Annotated in this window: 23 protein-coding genes; 8 read left to right on the top strand and 15 right to left on the bottom strand. The window is 58.7% G+C overall.

Going from position 1 to position 21,119, the window contains the following annotated elements; translation table 11 throughout:
- The first annotated feature begins 342 nt into the window (after positions 1-342).
- On the top strand, positions 343-1,404 hold the full coding sequence (gene dinB / locus AC1Q6D_RS11490; RefSeq protein WP_090467474.1) for a DNA polymerase IV: 1,062 nt from the start codon (positions 343-345) through the stop codon (positions 1,402-1,404).
- Positions 1,405-1,466: 62 nt separating this feature from the next.
- Here the strand turns inward: dinB and AC1Q6D_RS11495 are convergent, their stop codons facing one another.
- From AC1Q6D_RS11495 to AC1Q6D_RS11510, 4 genes are all read right to left on the bottom strand, one after another.
- The gene (locus AC1Q6D_RS11495) at positions 1,467-2,420 is read right to left on the bottom strand and encodes a hypothetical protein (RefSeq protein WP_090467476.1); all 954 of its coding nucleotides are present in this window, start codon (positions 2,418-2,420) and stop codon (positions 1,467-1,469) included.
- A 17-nt stretch (positions 2,421-2,437) separates the two neighbouring features.
- Positions 2,438-4,153: a proline--tRNA ligase gene (locus AC1Q6D_RS11500; RefSeq protein WP_103403574.1), complete on the bottom strand. Its 1,716-nt coding sequence runs from the start codon at positions 4,151-4,153 to the stop codon at positions 2,438-2,440.
- Between the two features lie 141 nt (positions 4,154-4,294).
- On the bottom strand, positions 4,295-5,854 hold the full coding sequence (locus tag AC1Q6D_RS11505; protein ID WP_103403573.1) for an AmpG family muropeptide MFS transporter: 1,560 nt from the start codon (positions 5,852-5,854) through the stop codon (positions 4,295-4,297).
- A 44-nt stretch (positions 5,855-5,898) separates the two neighbouring features.
- Positions 5,899-6,252, bottom strand: coding sequence for an MGMT family protein (locus AC1Q6D_RS11510; protein ID WP_103403572.1), 354 nt, complete (start codon positions 6,250-6,252; stop codon positions 5,899-5,901).
- Between the two features lie 163 nt (positions 6,253-6,415).
- Between AC1Q6D_RS11510 and AC1Q6D_RS11515 the strand changes: the two genes are divergently transcribed.
- Positions 6,416-7,423 (top strand): DUF481 domain-containing protein, encoded by a 1,008-nt coding sequence (locus tag AC1Q6D_RS11515; protein ID WP_103403571.1) that lies wholly within the window; start codon positions 6,416-6,418, stop codon positions 7,421-7,423.
- 108 nt (positions 7,424-7,531) lie between these two features.
- Here AC1Q6D_RS11515 and AC1Q6D_RS11520 read toward each other — a convergent pair whose 3' ends face one another.
- Complete coding sequence (locus AC1Q6D_RS11520) at positions 7,532-7,741, bottom strand: cold-shock protein (protein WP_002554837.1); 210 nt, start codon at positions 7,739-7,741, stop codon at positions 7,532-7,534.
- Positions 7,742-8,095: 354 nt separating this feature from the next.
- On the opposite strand from AC1Q6D_RS11520, the gene dcd reads away from it, so the two are divergent.
- The 3 genes from dcd (at position 8,096) to AC1Q6D_RS11535 (ending at position 9,697) form a co-directional block, all read left to right on the top strand.
- On the top strand, positions 8,096-8,662 hold the full coding sequence (gene dcd, locus AC1Q6D_RS11525) for a dCTP deaminase (RefSeq protein WP_007904652.1): 567 nt from the start codon (positions 8,096-8,098) through the stop codon (positions 8,660-8,662).
- Positions 8,663-8,769: 107 nt separating this feature from the next.
- Complete coding sequence (locus AC1Q6D_RS11530) at positions 8,770-8,979, top strand: hypothetical protein (protein WP_017336784.1); 210 nt, start codon at positions 8,770-8,772, stop codon at positions 8,977-8,979.
- Positions 8,980-9,316: 337 nt separating this feature from the next.
- Entirely contained in the window at positions 9,317-9,697 is a 381-nt protein-coding gene (locus tag AC1Q6D_RS11535) for a hypothetical protein (RefSeq protein WP_103403570.1), read from the top strand.
- Positions 9,698-9,748: 51 nt separating this feature from the next.
- Here the strand turns inward: AC1Q6D_RS11535 and AC1Q6D_RS11540 are convergent, their stop codons facing one another.
- The 6 genes from AC1Q6D_RS11540 to AC1Q6D_RS11565 all read right to left on the bottom strand — a co-directional run bounded on the left by AC1Q6D_RS11540 (position 9,749) and on the right by AC1Q6D_RS11565 (position 16,734).
- The gene (locus tag AC1Q6D_RS11540) at positions 9,749-10,513 is read right to left on the bottom strand and encodes an ABC transporter ATP-binding protein (protein ID WP_047526429.1); all 765 of its coding nucleotides are present in this window, start codon (positions 10,511-10,513) and stop codon (positions 9,749-9,751) included.
- A 13-nt stretch (positions 10,514-10,526) separates the two neighbouring features.
- Positions 10,527-11,645 (bottom strand): succinylglutamate desuccinylase/aspartoacylase family protein, encoded by a 1,119-nt coding sequence (locus tag AC1Q6D_RS11545; RefSeq protein ID WP_103403569.1) that lies wholly within the window; start codon positions 11,643-11,645, stop codon positions 10,527-10,529.
- A gap of 12 nt (positions 11,646-11,657) precedes the next feature.
- Positions 11,658-12,368 carry an ABC transporter permease gene (locus AC1Q6D_RS11550; RefSeq protein WP_047526431.1) on the bottom strand — a complete coding sequence of 237 codons (711 nt, stop codon included), beginning with the start codon at positions 12,366-12,368 and terminating at the stop codon, positions 11,658-11,660.
- The gene (locus AC1Q6D_RS11555; RefSeq protein WP_090467485.1) at positions 12,365-13,093 is read right to left on the bottom strand and encodes an ABC transporter permease; all 729 of its coding nucleotides are present in this window, start codon (positions 13,091-13,093) and stop codon (positions 12,365-12,367) included. The genes AC1Q6D_RS11550 and AC1Q6D_RS11555 overlap by 4 nt, the downstream gene beginning before the upstream one ends.
- Before the next feature lie 56 nt (positions 13,094-13,149).
- Entirely contained in the window at positions 13,150-13,932 is a 783-nt protein-coding gene (locus AC1Q6D_RS11560; RefSeq protein ID WP_047526433.1) for a transporter substrate-binding domain-containing protein, read from the bottom strand.
- 351 nt (positions 13,933-14,283) lie between these two features.
- Complete coding sequence (locus AC1Q6D_RS11565) at positions 14,284-16,734, bottom strand: penicillin acylase family protein (RefSeq protein WP_103403568.1); 2,451 nt, start codon at positions 16,732-16,734, stop codon at positions 14,284-14,286.
- A gap of 190 nt (positions 16,735-16,924) precedes the next feature.
- Here AC1Q6D_RS11565 and AC1Q6D_RS11570 point away from each other — a divergent pair, with 190 nt between their 5' ends.
- Entirely contained in the window at positions 16,925-17,482 is a 558-nt protein-coding gene (locus AC1Q6D_RS11570; protein ID WP_103403567.1) for a cysteine hydrolase family protein, read from the top strand.
- Between the two features lie 102 nt (positions 17,483-17,584).
- On the opposite strand, the gene AC1Q6D_RS11575 is transcribed toward AC1Q6D_RS11570, so the two are convergent.
- The 4 genes from AC1Q6D_RS11575 to AC1Q6D_RS11590 are packed head-to-tail and all read right to left on the bottom strand — an operon-like array spanning position 17,585 to position 19,298.
- Entirely contained in the window at positions 17,585-17,785 is a 201-nt protein-coding gene (locus AC1Q6D_RS11575) for an SEC-C metal-binding domain-containing protein (protein ID WP_034146774.1), read from the bottom strand.
- A gap of 5 nt (positions 17,786-17,790) precedes the next feature.
- Entirely contained in the window at positions 17,791-18,276 is a 486-nt protein-coding gene (locus AC1Q6D_RS11580) for an LEA/WHy family protein (protein WP_103403566.1), read from the bottom strand.
- Positions 18,277-18,319: 43 nt separating this feature from the next.
- A complete protein-coding gene (locus AC1Q6D_RS11585; RefSeq protein ID WP_090467491.1) occupies positions 18,320-18,796 on the bottom strand; it encodes a YchJ family protein in 477 nt (158 codons plus the stop codon).
- 4 nt (positions 18,797-18,800) lie between these two features.
- Entirely contained in the window at positions 18,801-19,298 is a 498-nt protein-coding gene (locus AC1Q6D_RS11590) for a DUF6231 family protein (protein ID WP_103403565.1), read from the bottom strand.
- A gap of 190 nt (positions 19,299-19,488) precedes the next feature.
- Here AC1Q6D_RS11590 and AC1Q6D_RS11595 point away from each other — a divergent pair, with 190 nt between their 5' ends.
- The gene (locus AC1Q6D_RS11595; RefSeq protein WP_103403564.1) at positions 19,489-20,184 is read left to right on the top strand and encodes a PA1041 family peptidoglycan-binding anchor lipoprotein; all 696 of its coding nucleotides are present in this window, start codon (positions 19,489-19,491) and stop codon (positions 20,182-20,184) included.
- 90 nt (positions 20,185-20,274) lie between these two features.
- Complete coding sequence (locus AC1Q6D_RS11600) at positions 20,275-20,994, top strand: PA1041 family peptidoglycan-binding anchor lipoprotein (protein WP_103403563.1); 720 nt, start codon at positions 20,275-20,277, stop codon at positions 20,992-20,994.
- Positions 20,995-21,119 lie beyond the last annotated feature (125 nt).

The raw sequence follows: 21,119 nt of genomic DNA on the forward strand, positions 1-21,119 counted from the left end.
GGTTATGAGCCCGACGAGCTACCAGACTGCTCCATCCCGCGTCTGTGGATCGGCATTCTATAGAGATACGTCAGCGTGTCAATCATAAATTTCGATAAAACCTGTTTCTGTTCAATCGCTTAGCTTGCTTTTGACGGTATGTGGCAGGGCTGGAAGGCAGGCGTGGCAAGGCTTTCAGCTCTATTGGCGTAAGTAATTCGATTGAAAAAATAAATTTGTCGGCGGCTTTCCTACGATTGGAAAAGAACATTCCGACTACTGGTGCTATATACAGGTGTCAGTGAGATACTGGCCGTCTGACACGGCATGACGCCGTTTCTCCACCCTGAACACCGCGTTGATATGACCCAGCGAAAAATCATCCACGTTGATTGTGACTGTTTCTACGCCGCCATCGAGATGCGTGACGACCCGCGCCTGGCCGGTAAACCCCTGGCGGTAGGTGGGTCGGCGGATCGGCGTGGAGTGATCGCGACCTGTAATTACGAAGCGCGGGCTTACGGTGTGCGCTCGGCGATGTCCTCCGGGCATGCGTTGAAGCTGTGTCCGGACCTGACCATCGTCAGGCCGCGAATGGATGCCTACAGAGAGGCGTCCAAGGAAATTCACACGATTTTTCGCGATTACACCGACATCATCGAGCCGCTCTCCCTGGATGAGGCCTATCTCGATGTGTCGGACAGCGCGCATTTCGGCGGCAGTGCCACGCGAATTGCCCAGGATATTCGCCGACGAGTGTCCAATCAGTTGCATATCACCGTTTCAGCAGGCGTGGCGCCGAACAAATTTTTGGCCAAAATCGCCAGCGACTGGAAAAAGCCCAACGGTTTGTTTGTCATCACGCCGGATCAGGTCGAAGACTTTGTCAGCGGCTTGCCGGTGAACAAGTTGCACGGGGTCGGCAAGGTCACTGCGGATAAGTTGGCCAAACTCGGAATTGCCGATTGTCTGCAATTGCGCGAGTGGGAAAAGTTGGCGCTGGTGCGCGAATTCGGCAGTTTTGGTGAGCGACTCTGGAGTCTGGCCCGTGGGATTGACGAACGCCTGGTGCATAACGACAGTCGCCGACAGTCGATCAGTGTCGAAAATACCTACGATGTCGATCTGCCCGATTTGCGGAGTTGCCTGGATAAGTTGCCAGAACTGCTGGAAACCCTGAAAACCCGCATGGAGCGAATCGACAGCAGCTATCGGCCAGGCAAGCCGTTCGTCAAAGTGAAGTTTCATGACTTTACCCAAACCACACTGGAGCAGGCCGGGGCAGGGCGGGATTTGGGCAGTTATCAGTTGATGCTGACCCAGGCGTTCAATCGCGGCGGTAAGCCGGTGCGATTGTTGGGTGTGGGAGTGAGGCTGGAGGATTTGCGCGGCGGGTTCGAGCAGATGGAGTTGTTTGAGCGGTAGTTCCAGGGTGCCTCCCAGGCCCCTTCGCGGGCGATTCGATTTGCCCGCGATGCTCTGAGCGTTTAGTTCGGCCCCGGATCTGCTACCAGTCGTCCGGCATCCTTGGTCAGTGCCTTGAGGAATTCGGTCTGCAGTTCGGGATCGTTACGGGTCAGTTCGATCAGGCTTTGTTCCAGTTCACTGGCTTCTTCCTCCAGCCCCAGTTCCGACAGGCGTTTGACCCGGTGTACCCATTGGCTCACTTCGTCGTCTTCGAGGTCGTCGTAAATCAGGCCATGAGCTTCGAGCAATTTGCCGCGCAGCGTGCTGCTGAGCGCCAGGGACGAATCGCTATGCACATCGCCCTTTGAGTCATCGACGCTGATCTGCAGCTTACCCAGATGATTGAGGTCATATTCGGCGAACGGGCTGTCCAGCAGATTCAGGCGCAAGACGCCATTTTTGTCGGTGGTCAGTTCGAAGGTTTCCTTGCCGGCCTTGACCTCGACCGGGCGTTCGCTCCACGGCAGGCTTGAGTATTCCTTACGCTTGTCGCGCTGGACTTCATCGATACCGGCCAGGTTCTGTTGCGCACGACCGTTGGATTGGACGTTCATGAACGGGTTGAGTCCGGCGAAACCGTAGCTGAGCCAGTCCTTGGTCATGCTGTCGGGAAGATTGCCCAGGGCAAACACGTTAACCACGTTCGCGCCCACGCCGCCCACCACCGCCACTGCACCCAGCGGGATCTCGTAGATCTCCCGCCAGGGTTGATAAGGCGTATAGCGATCGTAATGACGGGTGACTTCGAACTCGGTGACTTCGAAGGTCTTCTGCTCGTGGATCTTTACCCGGCGTTGCGGGAGCTCAAGCACCTTGGGCTCGCCGACATCGATCTGCAGGCTGTGATCGAGCAATTTGCGCTCGACACGTTCCTCGTGCTCGCTGCGTTGTGACATGTGATTGGCACAGCCGCTGACCAGCAGGGTGCCGCACAGGGCAGCACCACCGAGGCCTAAGGTGTTTCGCTTGAACATGACGTCTCTATCTGGTTTCAGCGGCGGATACGGGCCTGCAGGAAAGACAGTACGTCAGCGACCGGCAGCGCTTGCGGCTCGGCCTCGGTACGGCTCTTGTATTCCAGGTTGCCTTCGGCGAGGCCGCGGTCACTGACCACGATCCGGTGAGGAATGCCGATCAGCTCCATGTCCGCGAACTTGATGCCCGGGCTGGTTTTCTTGTCGCGGTCGTCCAGCAGCACTTCGAAGCCGGCTGCAGTCAGTTCTGCATACAGCTTGTCGGTGGCTTCGCGAACCAGCTCGGTTTCGTAGCGCAGTGGTACCAGGGCGACCTGGAACGGTGCGAGCGCGTCGCTCCAGATGATCCCTTTTTCGTCGTTGTTCTGCTCGATGGCAGCGGCAACCACGCGGGAAACACCAATGCCGTAGCAGCCCATTTCCAGGGTGATCGGCTTGCCGTTCTCGCCCAGCACTTCGCACTTCATCGCTTTGCTGTACTTGTTGCCCAGCTGGAAGATATGCCCGACTTCGATGCCGCGCTTGATTTCCAGGGTGCCTTTGCCATCCGGGCTTGGGTCGCCGCTGACGACGTTACGCAGGTCGGCAACGGTCGGAACCGGCAGGTCGCGTTCCCAGTTCACGCCGAAATAGTGCTTGTCGTCGATGTTCGCACCGATGCCGAAGTCGCTCATCAGCTCGACCGAGCGGTCGATGATGATAGGCAGTGGCAGGTTCAGCGGGCCGAGGGAGCCGGCGCCGGCGCCGATGGCGTCGCGCAGTTCGGTTTCGGAAGCCATGACCAGCGGGCTGGCAACGCCCGGTTGGTTAGCGGCCTTGATTTCGTTCAGTTCATGGTCGCCACGGATGATCAGGGCAATCAGCTTGCCTTTCTCTTCAGCGTGAACCACCAGGGTCTTGATGGTCTTCTCGATCGGCAGGTTGAAGCCTTCGACCAGTTGCGCGATGGTCTTGGCGTTCGGCGTGTCGACCAGGCGCAGTTCTTCAGTCGGTGCTGCGCGGGAGGTTTCGCGCGGTACGGCTTCAGCCTTCTCGATGTTCGCGGCGTAGTCGGAACCATTGCTGAAGACGATATCGTCTTCGCCGGACTCGGCCAGTACGTGGAATTCGTGGGAGCCGGCACCGCCAATGGAGCCGTTATCGGCTTCAACCGGGCGGAATTTCAGGCCCAGACGGGTGAACACGTTGCAGTACGCCTGATGCATGCGGTCGTAGGTGACCTGCAGCGATGGCTGGTCAGCGTGGAACGAATAGGCGTCCTTCATGATGAATTCGCGGCCGCGCATCAAACCAAAGCGTGGGCGGATTTCGTCACGAAACTTGGTCTGGATCTGGTAGAGGTTGATCGGCAGCTGCTTGTAGCTGCTCAACTCGTTGCGCATCAGATCGGTGATGACTTCTTCGTGGGTCGGGCCGGCGCAGAAATCGCGACCATGACGATCCTTGAAGCGCAGCAATTCAGGGCCGTACTCTTCCCAGCGACCGGATTCCTGCCACAGTTCTGCCGGTTGAGTGCTCGGCATCAACACTTCAAGCGAGCCGGCAGCGTTCATTTCTTCACGAACGACGGCTTCGACCTTGCGCATTACTCGCAAGCCCATCGGCAGCCATGTATACAGGCCCGAGGCGAGTTTGCGGATCATGCCGGCGCGCAGCATCAGCTGGTGGCTGATCACGACCGCATCGGAAGGCGTTTCTTTCTGTGTGGCGAGCAAAAATTGACTGGTGCGCATGGTTGGCCGTTGTCGGTTGCTGATGACGAGAAATGACGGAGCATTGTACGGGCGAGATCCGCTGTCGTACAGAAGTGCGGCCGGCGGTGTGGCAGGAGGGCGGGAATCTATGCGCCCTCTGCAAGGTTTCCTGCGTATTTCTTACGATTCCTCCGCGACCTGGGTCGGAACCGGTTCCGGCGTCGGTGTCGGTCCTGCGCGGCGGCTCTCCTGGAACCAGTGCAAGGCGATCAATACCAGGGTCGGAACGCCCAGCACGGCGGTGATCAGGAAGAAGTTGTGGTAGCCGAATTTCTCCACCATGACGCCTGAGTAGCCGCCGATCAGGCGTGGCAGCAAGAGCATGATCGAGCTGAGCAGGGCATATTGGGTGGCTGAGAACTTCAGGTTGGTCAGGCTCGACAGGTAGGCGACGAAGGCTGAAGTCGCCATGCCGGAGCTGAAGTTATCCAGTGAAATGGTGACGATCAGCATGTTCAGGTTGGGGCCCATGTCCGCGAGCATCAGGAACAACAGGTTGGTTCCCGCCGATGCGGCTCCGCCGATGAACAGGATCGGCAGGATGCCAAAACGCACGATCAGCAGGCCGCCCATGCCGGCGCCCACCAGCGTCATGACCAGGCCGAATATTTTGCTGACGCTGGCAATCTGATCTTTGGTAAAGCCCTGGTCGATGTAGAAGACGTTGGCCATCACACCCATGACCGTATCGGACATCCGATAGGTGGCGATCAGCCCAAGCAGCAGCAGGGCTTGCCAGCGGTAACGCAGAATGAAGTCGTTGACCGGCGTCAGCACTGGCGCGAGGCCACGGCGGCCCATGGTCGACAGGCACAGCGCAGTCAGCGTGGTATAGAGAATTGCCCGAAGGAACGCGCGGTCTTCGAGCAGCAGATCGAGCAGGCTCACGCCATGGAAGAGCACGCTGGCAAAGTCGGTGTTGTAGAGCTGGGTAAACATCGCCGGGACGGACACCAGCAGTACGATCAGTACGAACACTGAAGCCAGTTGATGCGCGAAGCTATAACGCCCGGCCTGCAGCTGGGTGCGCAGCGGGACCGGTGGTTCGCGCATGAAGAGGGAAGTCAGCAGCGCCGGTATCATCAGGGCGCCGAACAGCACGTAGGTGCCGGTCCAGGCGGAGTGCTGATAGTTGAAACCGGTGGAGCCGAAGCCTTCGGCGAAGAACAGGGCGCCTGCCGTCGCCAGCAAAGCGGCAATCCGATAGCCGGACATGTAACTGGCGGCGAGGGCGGCCTGGCGACTGTCTTCGGCGATCTCCAGGCGGTAGGCGTCCACGGCGATGTCTTGCGTTGCCGAGGCGAATGCGACAATGACCGCGATGGCGATCAGCCAGGAAAGGTGTTTTTGCGGGTCGCAAAAGCCCATCCCGATCAGGCCGAGGATCACCAGTGATTGCGACAAAACAAGCCAGGAGCGTCGTCGACCGAGTTTGCCCAGCAGGGGCAGGCGCCATTGGTCGAGCAGAGGCGACCAGACCCATTTGAAGGCATAGGCCAGACCGATCAGGCTTGCATAGCCGATGGTTTCGCGAGCCACACCGGCTTCGCGCAGCCAGACCGAAAGAGTCGAGAACACCAGCATGTACGGCAGGCCGGCGGCGAAACCCAGCAGTAACAGTACAAGCGTCGAGGGGCTGGCATATGCGGCGAGCGCGGCGCGCCAGGTTTTACGGGGCATGGGCTGGAGTCTGCCTCAAGAAATACGGAAACAAAGCGCGCACTCTAACCGCTGTGCTCTACCGGGCGCCAGCCATGACGCTGAATATCAACACGATTGTTCAGGATACTGATGCCCTCCATGCGCAATCGGGCGCGTTGTTCGTCCCCGGATGGACTGCCCGCGGGCAGGCTGATGCGCCCGCCGGCGGCGAGTACGCGGTGCCAGGGTAATTTGCTGTCGCCGGGCAACTGGCTCAGTGTCCGACCGACCCAGCGGGCGGCGCGCCCCAGTCCGGCCAGTTCGGCCAATTGGCCATAACTCACCACTTTGCCCTCCGGCACTTGTGCGAGTGTCAGGTAGAGCGCCGTGCGTCGGATTTGTGCCGCACTCTCGGTGCCATTGGTTGGTTCGATCACGTCCGGGGTTCCTGAAAAAGTTCGCAGTACCGTCTGTAGAGTAAATCCTTGATCGTCCATTGAGAAATGAACTCAATAGATAGGGTCGGGGTCAGTCCTACCCAGGGCCTTATTCCTGCGAATAGGGCCAATTCTTTTCGCGTACCTGAGCCTGTATTTGCTTATGTTCTCCAGAACCGTGTTGTGTCTCGCCATCGTCAGTGCTTCTACCCCCTTGCTCGCGGATACCGTGTGGTTGAAGAACGGTGACAAGTTGAGTGGCAAGATCATTCTGTTCGATGGTGGCAAGCTGTTGATCCAGACCGAATACGCCGGCGCGGTCCCCATTGACTGGAAGCAGGTCAAAACACTGGAAAGTGATCAGGAACTGTTGGTCAAGCAGGACGCCTACACCGGCGAGAAGGCCAAGTCGTTGCATGCTGCGGAGGATGGCAAGGTCATTTTGGCCAATGGCGAGGCTCCCAAGACAGTCGAGCTGGCCAGTGTCCAACAGATCCTCAAACCCAAGCCGGTGGTCGAAGACTTGGTATGGAAGGGCAATATCGACGCGGCCCTGGATTACCAGCGTGCGGACAAAGATACCGATGATTACGACATCGACTTCAAGACCACTGCCCGCCATGGTCGTTGGCGGCACATCGCGGAAGGCGAATACAACCGCGAGTTCCAGGATGACGTTGTCACTACGGACAACTGGCGAGCTGAATACTCCCTCGACCGCTTCATCACCGACAAATGGTTCTGGGAAGGTCGTCTGGTTTACAAGCGCGACAAGGTAGAAGACCTGTCTCGTCAGCGTACCGTGGGTACCGGTCCTGGCTATCAGTTCTGGGATGACGAATTAGGTGCATTTTCCCTGGGGTCGCTGGTCAATCGCACCGATTATGAGTACCGCGACGGCAGCAAGGAGAATTTCTATTCCCTGGCCATGAAATGGGATTACAACCGTTACCTGATTGGCAAGAAGGTGGAGTTTTTCACCAGTGGTGAGGTGGCCAAGCCGTTGTCGGGCGTGGCCGACTACGCGCTCGATGCCGAGATGGGGCTGCGCTATAAAGTGACCGACTGGGCGTCGCTGAACCTGAAGGCCGAGAGGGATATTGTCAGTGGTTCCGATGAGGCTGACTTGAGTAAGACCCGTTACACCGCAGGGTTTGGCGTGACTTGGTAAGTGCTGAAATACGCAGCTTCGGCTGCGTTTTTCTATGCCTGGAAAAACACGCAGGCACAAAAAAGCCCCGCTGTTGAGAGCGGGGCTTTTTACTAAAGCAAGTACAAGTTAGATAACTTGAACTTCTTCAGCTTGCATGCCTTTCTGACCGCGGGTAGCGATGAAAGAAACCTGTTGGCCTTCTTTCAGGCTTTTGAAGCCGTCGGATTGGATAGCTTTGAAGTGAACGAACAGGTCGTCACCGGATTGTGGAGTGATGAAGCCGAAGCCTTTTTCATCGTTGAACCACTTAACGGTACCGGTTTGGCGATTAGACATGGTGTAACTCCTTGAACAAAGATAACTGCGACTCAGGAAGAACCCTGGCCGAGACTGAGTGCAAAGAGCAGGAAAAATTCTTGTAGATGGTTGGATCGAAATTCAACATATCGTGTAGAGATTCTCAGTGACACAAGCAGCACAGTGACGCCACCTTAACCCTTTTTCCGGAACGTGCCAATGTTTCTTGCGAAGGTTTCTTGGTTTTCGTGATCGACGGTGCATCCGATTGTTTCAAGGGGTCAGTGATTTCGGATGATTGTCGAGAATTGTGCCCCGGTCTTTGAACCCAAGGGCGTGCCCCGGTAAGATGCCGGACAGATTTTTTCCACCTCGCTATTCAGGACACCCGCCATGAGCATCAAATCGGACAAGTGGATTCGCCGCATGGCGCAAGAGCACGGCATGATCGAGCCCTTCGTGGAGCGTCAGGTGCGCGGCAGCGACGATAGCCGTGTGATCTCCTATGGTGTGTCCAGCTACGGCTACGATGTGCGTTGCACCAATCATTTCAAGGTGTTCACCAACATCAATTCGGCTATCGTCGACCCGAAAAACTTCGATGCTGGCAGCTTCGTCGACATCCACAGCGACGTATGCATCATTCCACCGAACTCCTTCGCCCTGGCCAGCACCGTCGAATACTTCCGCATTCCACGCAATGTGCTGACCATTTGCCTGGGTAAAAGTACCTACGCGCGTTGCGGCATCATCGTCAACGTCACGCCGCTCGAGCCTGAGTGGGAAGGTCACGTGACCCTGGAATTTTCCAACACCACCAACCTGCCGGCGAAAATCTACGCCAATGAAGGCGTGGCACAGATGCTGTTCCTTGAGTCTGACGAAGAGTGTGAAGTGTCTTACAAGGACCGTGGCGGCAAGTATCAGGGCCAGCGTGGCGTGACCCTGCCGCGGACCTGAGTCAGCCGTCTGACGAACCGTGGGAATTCCTGGGCGAGCGTACACTCTATGGAGTGTACTGCTCTGATTCGCGCAACGCGGACCGGACCATCGCTCAGGAGTGCTTTATGAAGATCGACCCGCGAATAAGTGCCGAACTGGCAAGGCTTGAGCCCAATCAGGTTGGCGTCCTGGCCTGGTCCTTGTTGGCACACCCTCCGATCAGCATGGCAGGAGGCATCCCCGGCCAGCCTGATCCCGATACCCCCAACGAACAGCCCACCGAGCCCGGTGAGCCCACCCTGCCGGATGAGCCGCCTCCCGCCCCTGTGGCCTGATTGCCTGCGCAGAAAAATGAATGGTCAGTCAGCTGAGGTCTGTGAAGACTTCAGCTGACTGACCATATTTCGTTGTCGCCGATGACAAAGATCCTACAGTTGTTGTCCCGGCGGACTTCATGGTCACCAGCAAACGCATCGAAAGCGCTGCTGCTTGTGCGTCGGCGCGGGCGAAGTTCGCTCCAGTGTTGATCGACTCATATCCTGCAATAACTGTAATCGTCGTCGAAACCTATTTCCGATCCGGCCGTGTTTTTATTCCGGCGTTGCTCGTTCTGCGACTTTTTGGAAAAGGTCGGCGGCGGGCAGTTATTCCGCCTATGAAAAGGACATTCAGATGAGTACAAATCGATCGGGGCACTTAAGCGCCGATGTGAGCACGGCCGGCGATCCACTACCGTTTCGCGTGACGCACGGACTCTACTTCCATGATCGGCCAGGCATCCACTGTATCGAGGCTGATAACGGGAAGGGGACAGCGTTTTATGTCTATCTGCCGGTTGGAATCCAGAGTGGCAGCTTCAGTCTGGGGCTTAGTGAGCGGTCCCCCATGGTTATCCATGTGACGGGCAACTCCGAAGCCGAGTTGTATCGAGGCGCACTTGATTTGACCGTGGGTGGAGATGCGCAGTTTGCCGGAAGCTTCAGTGGGATAGATGCAGACGGTCTGGAAGTGACCAATGGCCGTTTCAGGCTTGAGCACGATGCGAGTGCTTGATGTTTGAGCGAGGGGAGCCGGGAATGCGGCTCCCCTTTTTTCGTTCGGCGTTTATTTCAGGTTACCGCTGAGGAATTGCTTCAATCGCTCACTCTTCGGATTGCCCAGCACATCTTCCGGCGCGCCTTCCTCTTCCACCAGGCCCTGATGCAGGAACAGCACCTGGCTCGAGACCTTGCGGGCGAAGCTCATTTCGTGGGTCACCATGATCATGGTCCGGCCTTCTTCGGCCAGGCCCTGGATTACGCGTAGCACCTCACCCACCAGCTCCGGGTCGAGTGCCGAAGTCGGCTCATCGAACAGCATGACCTCCGGCTCCATGGCCAGCGCCCTGGCAATGGCCACCCGCTGTTGCTGGCCGCCGGAGAGGAATGCCGGATATTGGTCCGCCACCCGCGCTGCCAGGCCAACCTTGTCCAGATAGCGTCGTGCGCGGTCTTCGGCTTCCTGCTTGCTGCACCCCAGCACCCGGCGCGGGGCCATGGTGATGTTTTCCAGCACGGTCATGTGGCTCCACAAGTTGAAGTGCTGGAACACCATGGCCAGGCGGGTACGGATCCGTTGCAGCTCATCGGGATCGGCGACATGCATGCCGTGTCGATCCTTGATCATGCGGATCGCCTGGCCGTCGAGGCTCATGGCGCCGTCGTTGGGTTGTTCGAGAAAGTTGATGCAGCGCAGAAAGGTACTTTTACCCGAGCCGCTGGCGCCGATCAGGCTGATGACGTCGCCGGTGTTGGCCTTGAGCGAAACGCCTTTGAGCACCTGATGATCGCCGTAGCTTTTATGCAGGCCTTCGATGGTCAGTTTGTACATGGAACAGGCATCCTCAAGGCGAAAGTAGGTAGCCGCTGCGATAGGCTTCGGTGCCCGCGACATGGGCGATTACCATGCCGGCAGTGGCCATGCGGCGCAGCGAGCGGGCGTACATCAACCCGGCGGCGGTGCAATGAACGGGGGTGACGCGATCCGCGATCGGGTCAATGATTTCAGCGATCAATTGCCCGGCTTCCAGGTATTCCCCTGGCAGCGCAGTGAACACCAGCAAGCCGCCGACGGGCGTGGCCACGGGTTCGACAGCCGCCAGCGGTGTGGCCGGGTAGGGCAGCTCGGGCATGGGCGCCGGCTCACCGGTGATCGCGCCGAAATGAATCAGGTAATCGATCAGCGCCTGACTGTCCAGGCTGGCCAGCGGGTGGTTGACGTCACCCTGGCCGCGCAGTTCGACGGTCACCGAAAAGCTGCCCGCCGGAATGTCGAAATGTTCGCCGAAGCGCTCTTTCAACTGCCACCAGAGCAAGGTGAAGCATTCGTCGAACGACTGCCCGCCGGAGTCAGTGGCCAACAGGCTGGCCTCGGCACCGATGTAGCGGGCCAGAGGCTCGACCTGGGGCCATGCATCCGGTGTGGTGTACAGGTGCGCGACGGCTTCGAAATCGCAATGCAGGTCCAGCACCATGTCGGCATCGCAGGCCAGCCGCTGCAGGGTCAGGCGCTGGGATTGCAACTGGGTGCTGGCGGTCTGCCGGGCAAGTGCATTACGCAAACTGTCACGAATCAGTTCGAGGTTGTGCTGCGGGTCATCGCCCAGTCGGCCCTCGATCTCGTTGCCGACCTCTTCGCTCAGATCGACGAACCAGCGGTTGAAATTCTGACCGCTTTCCAGCTCGTAGCGGCCCAGCGGTACATCCATCAGCACTTGCTCCAGGCCGACCGGATTGGCCACCGGAACCAGAACGATTTCGCTGCGCAGGCGGCCGGCGGCTTCCAGCTCCGCCAGGCGTTGCTTGAGGTGCCAGGCCACCAGCATGCCGGGCATTTCATCGGCGTGAAGGGAGGACTGGATGTAGATCTTGCCGTTGGCCGGTTGCGGCCCGAAGTGAAAACTGTGGATCTGTCGTGCGGTCCCCGGCAGCGGGGACAGCAAGTCATGTATCTGGTGGCGCATGTGCGAGAAGTCCTAGTGGGTCGGCCCGAGGAAGGCCAGCCATCGGCGTTCGGCGAGACGGAACAGGCCGACCAGCGCAAAGGTGACGGTCAGGTAGATCAGTGCGGCGATGCCGAACGACTGGAAGGTCAGGAAGGTCGCCGAGTTGGCATCCCGAGCGACTTTCAGGATGTCCGGGATGGTCGCGGTGAACGCCACGGTGGTCGAGTGCAGCATCAGAATCACTTCGTTGCTGTAGTAGGGCAACGAGCGACGCAGGGCCGAAGGCATGATCACGTAGGCATACAGCTTCCAGCCTGTCAGGCCGTAAGCCTTGGCCGCTTCGACTTCACCGTGGTTCATGCTGCGAATCGCCCCGGCGAAAATCTCCGTGGTATAGGCGCAAGTATTCAGGGCGAACGCCAGGATGGTGCAGTTCATTGCGTCGCGGAAAAAACTGTCCAGCAGCGGTTGCGCACGCACGGCGGCCAGGCTGTAGATACCGGTGTAGCAGATCAGCAGCTGGATATAGAGTGGTGTGCCCCGGAACAGGTAGGTGTAGAACTGCACCGGCCAGCGAATGTAGGAGTGCGGTGAGACCCGGGCGATGGATAGCGGAATCGATACGATGAAACCGAAGAAGATCGACGCGCTGAGCAGCCACAGGGTCATGGCCAGGCCGGTGATGTTCTGGCCGTCGGTGTAGAGAAAGGCTTTCCAGTATTCCTGAAGGAGTTCGATCATCGCACGGCCTCCCGTGTCCCGGCGGCATAGCGGCGTTCCAGCCAGCGCAGAATGAAGTTGGAGGCACTGGTGATCGCCAGGTAGATCAGGGCGGCGAGTACCAGGAAATAGAACAGCTGGTAGCTGCTTTTACCGGCGTCCTGCGCGGCCTTGACCAGGTCAGCCAGGCCAATGATCGATACCAGCGCGGTGGCCTTGAGCATGACCATCCAGTTGTTGCCGATACCCGGCAGGGCGTAGCGCATCATCTGCGGGAACACCACGATGCGGAAACGCTGGCCGCGTTTGAGACCGTAGGCGGTGGCGGCTTCAACCTGGCCGCGAGGCACGGCGAGGATCGCGCCGCGGAACGTTTCGGTGAAGTACGCGCCGTAAATGAAGCCCAGGGTCAAAACACCGGCGCTGAACGGGTTGATCTCGATGTATTCCCATTCCATGTAGTCGGTGAACGATGTCAGCCAGGTTTGCAGGCTGTAGAAAATCAGGAGCATCAGCACCAGATCCGGCACCCCGCGAATCAGCGTGGTGTAGCACTGGGCAGGCAAGCGCAGCAGTTTGACTTTTGACAGTTTGGCACTGGCGCCGAGCAGGCCGAGCAATACGGCCACCAGCAGCGACATCGCCGATAATTTGATGGTCATCCAGGTGCCTTCCATCAGCAACGGACCGAAGCCCTTGAGGCTGAAGGCTGAGAGCCCCAGATTTTGTAGGAGGTTTTCAAACATAAATCAGCAACCTGATCGGAAGAAAAAAGCGCCCATCGCGAAATGGGCGCCGGGCATTATTTGCCGCTGTACAGATTCAGATCGCCAAAGTGTTTCTTCTGAATGGTGGCGTAGGTGCCATCATCGTGTAACGCTTTGATACCTTTATCCAAAAGGGCTTTCAGCTCGGTGTTACCTTTCTTAATACCGACCGCTGTCTTGGCTGGCAGCAGTTCGCTGTCGACCGGCTTGCTGATTTCGTAATCGGCGCCGTTTGGCGATTTCAGGAAGCCCAGTTCGGCTTGCAGCATGTCCTGGATCCCGGCGTCGAGACGACCGGAAGTCAGGTCGGAGTACACCTGGTCCTGGTTCTGATAGGCCTGGGTTTTCACGCCAGCCTTGTCCAGAACGGCTTTGGCATAGGCTTCCTGAATGGTGCCTTGCTCGTAGCCGACGGTTTTGCCTTTGAGCGACGCGACGTCTGCCGTGATGCCAGAACCTTTCTTGGACACGTAAGCGGTTGGGCCGGAGAACAGTTCGCTGGAGAAGTCGATGACTTTTTCGCGGGCCGGAGTGACGGTCATCGAAGAGATCACACCGTCGAATTTATTGGCCTTCAGGCCAGGAATCATGCCGTCGAAATCGCTCTCGACCCATTTGCACTTGACCTTCAGCTCGGCGCAGATTGCGTTCCCCAGATCGATGTCGAAACCGACCAGGCTGCCGTCGGCCGCTTTCGACTCGAACGGTGCGTAGGAAGGGTCAACGCCAAAACGCAATTCCTTGTATTCCTTTGCCAGCGCGGAGCCAGCGGCAACGCACAATGCCAGTGCAGAAAGGGTCAGCAATGCTTTTTTCATTATTCAATCCCTAAGAACCAATATGAGCGCTTGTGGCGCAGAATTATTGTTACTGGTGAGCGTAAGACTTAATGAAAGTAGCAATTTCCGAACCAGAGTGCCGAACAAGCGTTTTAAAAGGTGTTCAGGAAATTGCCGGAAGGGATTAGTGCACGAAATTGGGCGACGTGGGAAGCCTGCACTTTTTTAGGTCGAATGTGGCGAAGCCCTATGGCGAGGGCGCTTGCTGTCGCTCGACTGCGCAGCAGCCGTAAACGCGACAGTGACGTTTGACGGATGTGCCGCGTGGACAGATTCAAGGGCCGTTTCGCAGCCCGGCGGGAGCAAGCTCCCTCGCCACAGGGAATGGGTTTACTTGCCAGGTGTCAGGGTCAATCGTTTGGTCCCGTACACCTTGTCAAAGTTTTGCGGCTGCATCGGCAAGCTCTGATACTGACCTTTCAGCCACGGCTCGATGCCGTTCAGGTAATTCGGGCTGGCCGGGTTACCGGACTGGCCGGTGGCATTCTGGCCCATCAGCGGTTCGGCCTGGCCGAAGTCGACGATAAAGCGCATGGCAGGCGCCAGCGTGGTGTTGAAGTCCTGGCCCCAGGCGAACGCAGCCGTGTTGAGCGTGGTGTGATCGCCGCCGGCCGGCAACGGACCGCGCACGGTCTGGCCAGTGGCATTCTTCCATTCGTAGCGGTGCAGTTTGCCCCACTGCCAGGCTTTGTGGTCGCCGCCCAGTTGACTGTCCCCGGCGCTGATCGCGGCTGCCAGGCTGCGCGCGAGAATCGTTGGCTTGTCTTCTTTCTGCGCGGTGCGCACGTCATCCCAAAACGGGCTGTCTTCGCGGCCCAGCAGGTGATCGGCCTGCGCGGCATAGGACAACTTGCCGTTGGCGATAAAGGCCTTCCATGCCGGGCTGCTTTCTGGCCCCAGTTCATCAAGGAAAATCTGCTTGGCGCTTTCCTGCAGGAACAGCTCGTAGATCGCCGCATCGGCGGAGGTCGGGCTGAGTTTGCCATCGAACGTCATCAAACGGGTGAACGCTTCGCGTGCCTTGGCTCCATCCGCTGCGGGCAAAGCCGCGATGGCTTGTTTGAGCGGTTGGGACATGCCCGGCGCTGCGAACATTTTCTTTAATTTGGCGGCGAAGGTGGTGGTCTGGTCGTACTGCATCGCGATCAGGCTGCGGGTGTCATGCTTGCCCACCCCGGCCAGCTCAGCCAGACGTTCGCCGCGTTCCGGTGCCGACCAGGAGTTAGACAATTGCATGCCGTAGCCATGGGGGATGACCCGTTGGTTCGCGGTGCCGAGCCAGCCCTGGGCCGGGTCTTGATCGTAGGGGTGCAGCATCGGGTCGGCGTAGCCATCCCAATCGTAGCGACCTTCCCAGCCTGGTGAGGGCAACAGGCCTTCGCCTTCGCGACGGTTCGGGTAGCGACCGGTGACTTGCCAGCCAATGTTGCTGGCATCGGCAAACACCAGGTTCAGCGCAATGGCGCGGATCTCTCGGCTGGCGTCCGACGCCTTCTCGACATTCTGCGAGCGGGACAGGTCAAAAAACGCATCCAGGGTTTTGTCATCGGTGAAGCTCGGCGTCTGCAAGGCCAGGCCGAATCCGCTGCCCTGGGCAAACCCCTGAGCGCTGTTGAGCAGGGGGCCGTGGCGGGTTTCATACACCGCTTCGCGAATCGGCCGCTGGCCTTTGACGAAATAGGTTTCGTTGCGCACCACCGCCGGCTGCCATTTGCCGCCGTTTTCGTAGGCCAGGCCATTGCCCTGGCGTTTGATTTTTTCCAGGAACAGGTCCTGGTTATCACCCATGACGCTGGTCGTGCTCCACGCGACCTTGCCGTTGAAGCCGCCGAGCACCATCGGCAACCCGGCGATGGTCACGCCGGATGCCTGGTATTTCGGTGCGCGAATCTGCACGTAGCTGAACAACGACGGCACGCCCATCGGCCCATGGCTGTCGCTTGCCAGCAGGCTCTTGCCGCTGCGGCTGCGTTGTGGGGCAATGGCCCAGTTGTTCGATGAAGTGGCGCCGAGCAGATTCAGCTCGGCGAGCTGGCTCGTGGCTTTGCTGATTTCAGCCAGTCCCGGTACTTGCCCGTTGAGTTTGATGCCTTGCAGCTTTTCGCTTTCGGCCACTGGCAATTGTTCATCAGGGGCGGATGGGGTCAGCCATGGCAGTTTGTCGGTGGAGACCGTTTGGGCCAGTACCAGCGTGGAGATCTCTTCGGGCAGGTTGGCTGACTGGCTGAAGTTGAGCAGGCAGAAAATCAGCGCCGAGTCTTCCGGTTGCCAGTATTCAGGCTTGTAGCCGCTGGAAGCGAGGTCCGCCGGCAGCTTGTCGCGGTAGCGGAACAGGTAAGCGTTGACCCCGCGGGCATAGACTTCGAAGAAGCGCTTGAGGCGTGGCGACGATGCCTTATAGAGCTCGCCGGCGCTTTTCTTCAGATTGACCGCGCGCATGTAGCGGTCGGCGTCCAGCAGGTCCGAACCGTGCATCTCGGCCAGACGACCCTGGGCCAGCAAACGCAAGGTGACCATTTGCGTGATGCGGTCGCTGGCGTGCACATAGCCGAGGGTGAACAGTGCGTCGTGGAAGCTGCTGCTTTCGATCAGCGGCATGCCCATGGCATTGCGGCGTACCGAAACGTTCTGCGCCAGGCCTTTGAGCGGCTGTACGCCGGAAGTCGGCGGGACGGAGTCCTGTGCGTTGAAGCTCTGACAGCCGGTCAGGCTCAAAACACCTGCAACTGCTGCGGCAACGCCGAACCGGGGTAGAAAATGTGTAAGGGCTGGCGAGGCCATGGTAAAGCTCCTGCGGGGCGGTAACGTCAGTAAAGGCGCTACGTTAGTGAGCAGGAGGTGGCCGCGCAAGCGGGCGGCAAGGTTATTTCAGGTTTTGTCCGAGATCCCGTTTGCATTCGATGGCTTGCCACTGGCCGGGGCCGATGTTGAAGTGCAGGAAATCAACTGACCTGGCGTGAGAAGAGCGAGCATGGAGCTTGAGAAAAACGCGACACTGATCATCATCGATCAGCAAAAAGGCATCCTTCACCCCAGACTCGGCCGGCGCAACAATCCCCGGGCCGAAGATCGCATGCTGGCGCTCTTGGGCCACTGGCGTCGCAGCGGGCGGCCGATCATTCATGTGCAACACCTGTCCCGCTCGGAGGACTCGGTGTTCTGGCCACAACAATCGGGCGTCGAATTTCAGGAGCGGTTTCAGCCATTGCCAAGCGAGCGACTGATTCAAAAACAGGTGCCGGATGCGTTTTGCTCGACGGGGCTGGAGGCGTGTTTGCGAGAAACGGGGGTCGAACAATTGATCATCGTCGGCGTGGCGACTCACAACTCCGTGGAGTCCACGGCGCGTACCGCAGGCAATCTGGGGTTCGATACGTGGGTGGCGGAGGACGCGTGCTTTACCTTCGACAAGGTCGACTTTTTCGGGCATGCCCGTTCAGCTGAAGAGGTACATGGGATGTCGCTGGGGAATTTGCATGGCGAGTATGCGACGGTGGTCAATTCGGCGCAGATATTGATGGCCGATTGAAAACCTGTGGGAGCTGGCTTGCCAGCGAAGCGGTGCGTATGACAAAACGCGTCGCATTGATCGCCAGCAAGCCGACTCCTCAAGGGAAATGGGTCTAACCCATCAAGCGCCGTGGCACTTCTTGAACTTCTTGCCGTTGCCACACGGGCAAGGGTCATTGCGGCCGACGTCTTTCAGGGCGTTGCGCACCGGTTCCTGGTGGGCGTGGCCGCAGTTCGGGCCGTGGACATGGCCATGGTCGTGATCATGGTGGTCGTGATCGTGGTTGCAGTCTGGGCCATGAACATGGGGTTGCTGGGTCATCGGGGTTACTCCGGAATTAGATCGGCGGGGATTATCACGCCATTACGCGCCAGGTGCACGTAGTGGGCGATGAATAAACCGGTTTCCATTTCGCCTTCCAGTCGATAGGGGACGGGTTGCTTGGGACTTTTCAGTTGCTTGACCAGATCCCTCACTTTCGGCCACAGGTTGGTGCGGATCGGCACCTTGTAAAAACCGCTGCGTTTGGGGCCGACGGTGATCCAGTGTTCATGCTCGCCCTCGGCCAGCAGAATGTCGCCAAGATGAATGCGGTATTCCAGGCCTCGCACCGTCAGGTCGCTGTCGTTGGGGTTATCGATCCGGAAATGCAACACAAAGCGCTGCTCCAACAGTTTGGCTCGCACGACTTCAACCCTGACCAGATGCACCTCGGGGTCCGGCTCGTCGTCGCTGAACCACGACGCACAGCCGCCGAGCCCCAGAAACAACAGCAGGATGAGTGTTTGAAGTGTGCGTCGTCGACTGAGCATGGTGGGACTCCTTTGATGCCCAGTCTAGCTCCCTGGATTCACATCAACGGCCGAAATAACCCGAACAGCACTTCTTGAACTTCTGACCGCTGGCGCAGGGGCAGGCGTCGTTACGCCCGACGACGAGGGGCACGGTCGGATCGATGAAATACCAGCGTTCGGCGTTCTGAACGAACGACGAACGCTCACGATGACTGTGTTCACCGCTGCCGTCGTGCCAGCGCGCGGTGAAGGTCACGAAAGCGTGTTCGGGCTGACCGCCGAGGACTTCGGAGCTTTCCACCTCGAGACCCAGCCAGGTGCTTTGTGCGCTCCAGTCGCTGATCGATTGCCGATCAAGGCCGGCTTGCTGCGCGGGCAGGGTGGTGGCCACCAGATAATCGATCAGGCCAAGCACGTAGGCACTGTAGCGCGAGCGCATCAGGGCTTCGGCGCAAGGAGCCGGGTGGCCGGCATGGTAATGACCGCAGCAGGCATCGAGCAGGGTGCCGCTGCCGCAAGGGCAAATGGATGTACTCATTGCATTACCACCAATATTTCCCGAAGTTTTCCGGATTGGCCCAGAACCGCGAGTTGAGCCAGTCGGGGACTTGTTTGTAGTCAAGCAGATCATAGGTGAACAGCGTCAGCACTTGATCGTCACGCTGGAAGCGTTCGCTGGCCTGCAGCGCCAGGGAGAAAAAATCCGTTTCTTGCCAGCCACTGGCGGGCAGGTCCGCCAGCACCGCAATGCGACTGGCATTGAGGTTGCGGATACCACCGAGCAAATTCAGGCCGTCACGCTTGGGCAGGTGCTCAAGGCAATCGACCACCAGCGCCAGGTCAAACCGGCGCGCCGCCAGCTCGGCAGGTAACGGCCCGGGTGCCGCGTGCGCCACGCAGCTGTCGGGGTGTGCGAGCTTGAACGCTTCAAGCGCGGGGAATTCGCTGGCGCCGATCAGCAACAGGCGCGAAGGGGCGTAAAGATCGAGCAAAGCGGCCAGCGCCTGCTGCGGCGTGCGCGAAGAGTTACCTGCAATCATCAAAGATCCTCAATCAGATCTGCCAAGACTAGCTTGCCTGTGAGTCCGAGCCTAGAGCGGCTTTGACGCAAAACCGGCGATCAGTGCTGAACAGTGGAAAAAACAGCAATGGCCTATTGCTGGCGGAGATTAAAACTCCGGTCTTTACTCCCTGAATCGGTTCTAAGCCGATCCTTCAGGAGAAAACTAGATGAGCATAGTTCGGACAGCATTACCCCTGGTTCTGCTAACCAGTGTGTTGACTGGTTGCGCAGGTTTGCAGAAAACCGACTGGCCGACCTGTGCGGCCGTCGGTGGTGTCGTGGGCGCGGGTCTCGGTGCAACCGAGAGCTCCTCCTGGGCCGGTTATGGCGCGCTGATTGTCGGTGGTACGGCAGCGGCCTATTGCTGGGTTCACGGGGATGGCGACGAAGACGGCGATGGTGTGCCGGATAGCCGCGACAAGTGCCCGGGCACGCCTCATGGCGTGAAAGTCGATGCCGATGGTTGCCCACCACCAGCACCTGCACCAGTGGTCGAAGAGGCCGTGGTGGTCAAGGAAGAAACGATTGTCATCCGCGATGTTCACTTCCAGTTCGACAAAGCGACACTTACTGCGTCTGACAAGCAGGTGCTCGACAAGATCGCCACTCGCTTGAAAGCGGAAGCCCCAACCGCACGGATGACCGTTACCGGTCATACTGACAGCGTGGGCAGCGATAGCTACAACCAGAAACTGTCGGACAAACGCGCCCACTCGGTGGTTGAGTACCTCATCCAGCAAGGCGTGCCGCGGAGCAACTTCGTGTCTGTTTCCGGTGCCGGTGAAAGCCAGCCGGTTGCCGATAACAAAACCGCCGACGGCCGTGCACAGAACCGTCGCACGGAAATCAAAATCCAGCGCTAAGTCCCTCGCATCCGCGGCTTGTGCAGTCGCGGATGCCCGTCTTTACTCCTGTGTAACCGGCATTGACCGGTGACACAGGAGCTTCTCAAAATGACCCAATTCACACGGACCGTCTTGCCGGTTCTGCTACTTGGCAGCCTGTTGACCGGTTGCGCCACTCACAGTGACGGCACTGCTCCCCTCAATCAACGTACCTGGCCGATCTGCAGCGTCATTGGCGGACTGGTCGGCGGAGGCCTTGGCGCTGTCGAAAGTGGCGGATGGGCGGCCGGTGGAGCGGCGCTCGGTATTTTGACCGGTGGTTTGATTTGCTATGCCCAGGATGGCGACGAAGACGGCGATGGCGTTTTCGACCGCCGTGATCGCTGCCCTGATACACCGGCCAACACCCCTGTCGATCATCGAGGTTGCCCGCTGCCCCAGTACCCGGCCAGTGTGAAGCCTGCCGAACCGGCGCAATCGGAGGTCATTACCCTGAGTGATGCCGGTGATGTGCTGTTTGCTTTTAACCAGTCCGAGCTGACACCCACCGCGAAGAGTCAACTGGACTCGATCATGGGCAAGCTGGAAGACGCCGATGTGGTCAGCATCAAGGTGGTTGGCTTCACCGACAGCGTCGGATCGGATGCTAATAACCAGGCACTCTCGCAGCGGCGCGCCAGCAGTGTCGCCGAATACCTGCTGAGCCAGGGCGTGGCGCCGAACAAAATCACCAGCGAAGGCAAAGGCGAAAGCCAGCCTGTGGCCGATAACGAAACAGATGAAGGCCGCGCGAAAAACCGTCGCGTGGAGCTGCACATCAATCGCTGAACCTCGAAATAGAGCTGTCGGGTGACTTTTCAGGTCGTCCCGACAGCCAGTCAGCGATCTTCATGAAGAATTTTTGGTTGCCCTCTGGCTTATCCCGCGTGGAAGCCGTTACTGTGCGTGCAAAT

It is taken from the genome of Pseudomonas sp. MT92, assembly GCF_058792515.1.

Bases quoted from the DNA above. Each gene is read 5' to 3' on its own strand.
- AC1Q6D_RS11540 (WP_047526429.1), bottom strand. From the start codon at position 10,513: ATGTACAAACTGACCATCGAAGGCCTGCATAAAAGCTACGGCGATCAT.
- AC1Q6D_RS11555 (WP_090467485.1), bottom strand. From the start codon at position 13,093: ATGTTTGAAAACCTCCTACAAAATCTGGGGCTCTCAGCCTTCAGCCTC.
- AC1Q6D_RS11570 (WP_103403567.1), top strand. From the start codon at position 16,925: ATGGAGCTTGAGAAAAACGCGACACTGATCATCATCGATCAGCAAAAA.
- AC1Q6D_RS11565 (WP_103403568.1), bottom strand. From the start codon at position 16,734: ATGGCCTCGCCAGCCCTTACACATTTTCTACCCCGGTTCGGCGTTGCC.
- AC1Q6D_RS11560 (WP_047526433.1), bottom strand. From the start codon at position 13,932: ATGAAAAAAGCATTGCTGACCCTTTCTGCACTGGCATTGTGCGTTGCC.
- AC1Q6D_RS11575 (WP_034146774.1), bottom strand. From the start codon at position 17,785: ATGACCCAGCAACCCCATGTTCATGGCCCAGACTGCAACCACGATCAC.
- AC1Q6D_RS11495 (WP_090467476.1), bottom strand. From the start codon at position 2,420: ATGTTCAAGCGAAACACCTTAGGCCTCGGTGGTGCTGCCCTGTGCGGC.
- AC1Q6D_RS11520 (WP_002554837.1), bottom strand. From the start codon at position 7,741: ATGTCTAATCGCCAAACCGGTACCGTTAAGTGGTTCAACGATGAAAAA.
- dcd (WP_007904652.1), top strand. From the start codon at position 8,096: ATGAGCATCAAATCGGACAAGTGGATTCGCCGCATGGCGCAAGAGCAC.
- AC1Q6D_RS11580 (WP_103403566.1), bottom strand. From the start codon at position 18,276: ATGCTCAGTCGACGACGCACACTTCAAACACTCATCCTGCTGTTGTTT.
- AC1Q6D_RS11600 (WP_103403563.1), top strand. From the start codon at position 20,275: ATGACCCAATTCACACGGACCGTCTTGCCGGTTCTGCTACTTGGCAGC.
- AC1Q6D_RS11595 (WP_103403564.1), top strand. From the start codon at position 19,489: ATGAGCATAGTTCGGACAGCATTACCCCTGGTTCTGCTAACCAGTGTG.
- AC1Q6D_RS11550 (WP_047526431.1), bottom strand. From the start codon at position 12,368: ATGATCGAACTCCTTCAGGAATACTGGAAAGCCTTTCTCTACACCGAC.
- AC1Q6D_RS11545 (WP_103403569.1), bottom strand. From the start codon at position 11,645: ATGCGCCACCAGATACATGACTTGCTGTCCCCGCTGCCGGGGACCGCA.
- AC1Q6D_RS11535 (WP_103403570.1), top strand. From the start codon at position 9,317: ATGAGTACAAATCGATCGGGGCACTTAAGCGCCGATGTGAGCACGGCC.
- AC1Q6D_RS11590 (WP_103403565.1), bottom strand. From the start codon at position 19,298: ATGATTGCAGGTAACTCTTCGCGCACGCCGCAGCAGGCGCTGGCCGCT.
- AC1Q6D_RS11515 (WP_103403571.1), top strand. From the start codon at position 6,416: ATGTTCTCCAGAACCGTGTTGTGTCTCGCCATCGTCAGTGCTTCTACC.
- dinB (WP_090467474.1), top strand. From the start codon at position 343: ATGACCCAGCGAAAAATCATCCACGTTGATTGTGACTGTTTCTACGCC.
- AC1Q6D_RS11585 (WP_090467491.1), bottom strand. From the start codon at position 18,796: ATGAGTACATCCATTTGCCCTTGCGGCAGCGGCACCCTGCTCGATGCC.
- AC1Q6D_RS11500 (WP_103403574.1), bottom strand. From the start codon at position 4,153: ATGCGCACCAGTCAATTTTTGCTCGCCACACAGAAAGAAACGCCTTCC.
- AC1Q6D_RS11530 (WP_017336784.1), top strand. From the start codon at position 8,770: ATGAAGATCGACCCGCGAATAAGTGCCGAACTGGCAAGGCTTGAGCCC.
- AC1Q6D_RS11505 (WP_103403573.1), bottom strand. From the start codon at position 5,854: ATGCCCCGTAAAACCTGGCGCGCCGCGCTCGCCGCATATGCCAGCCCC.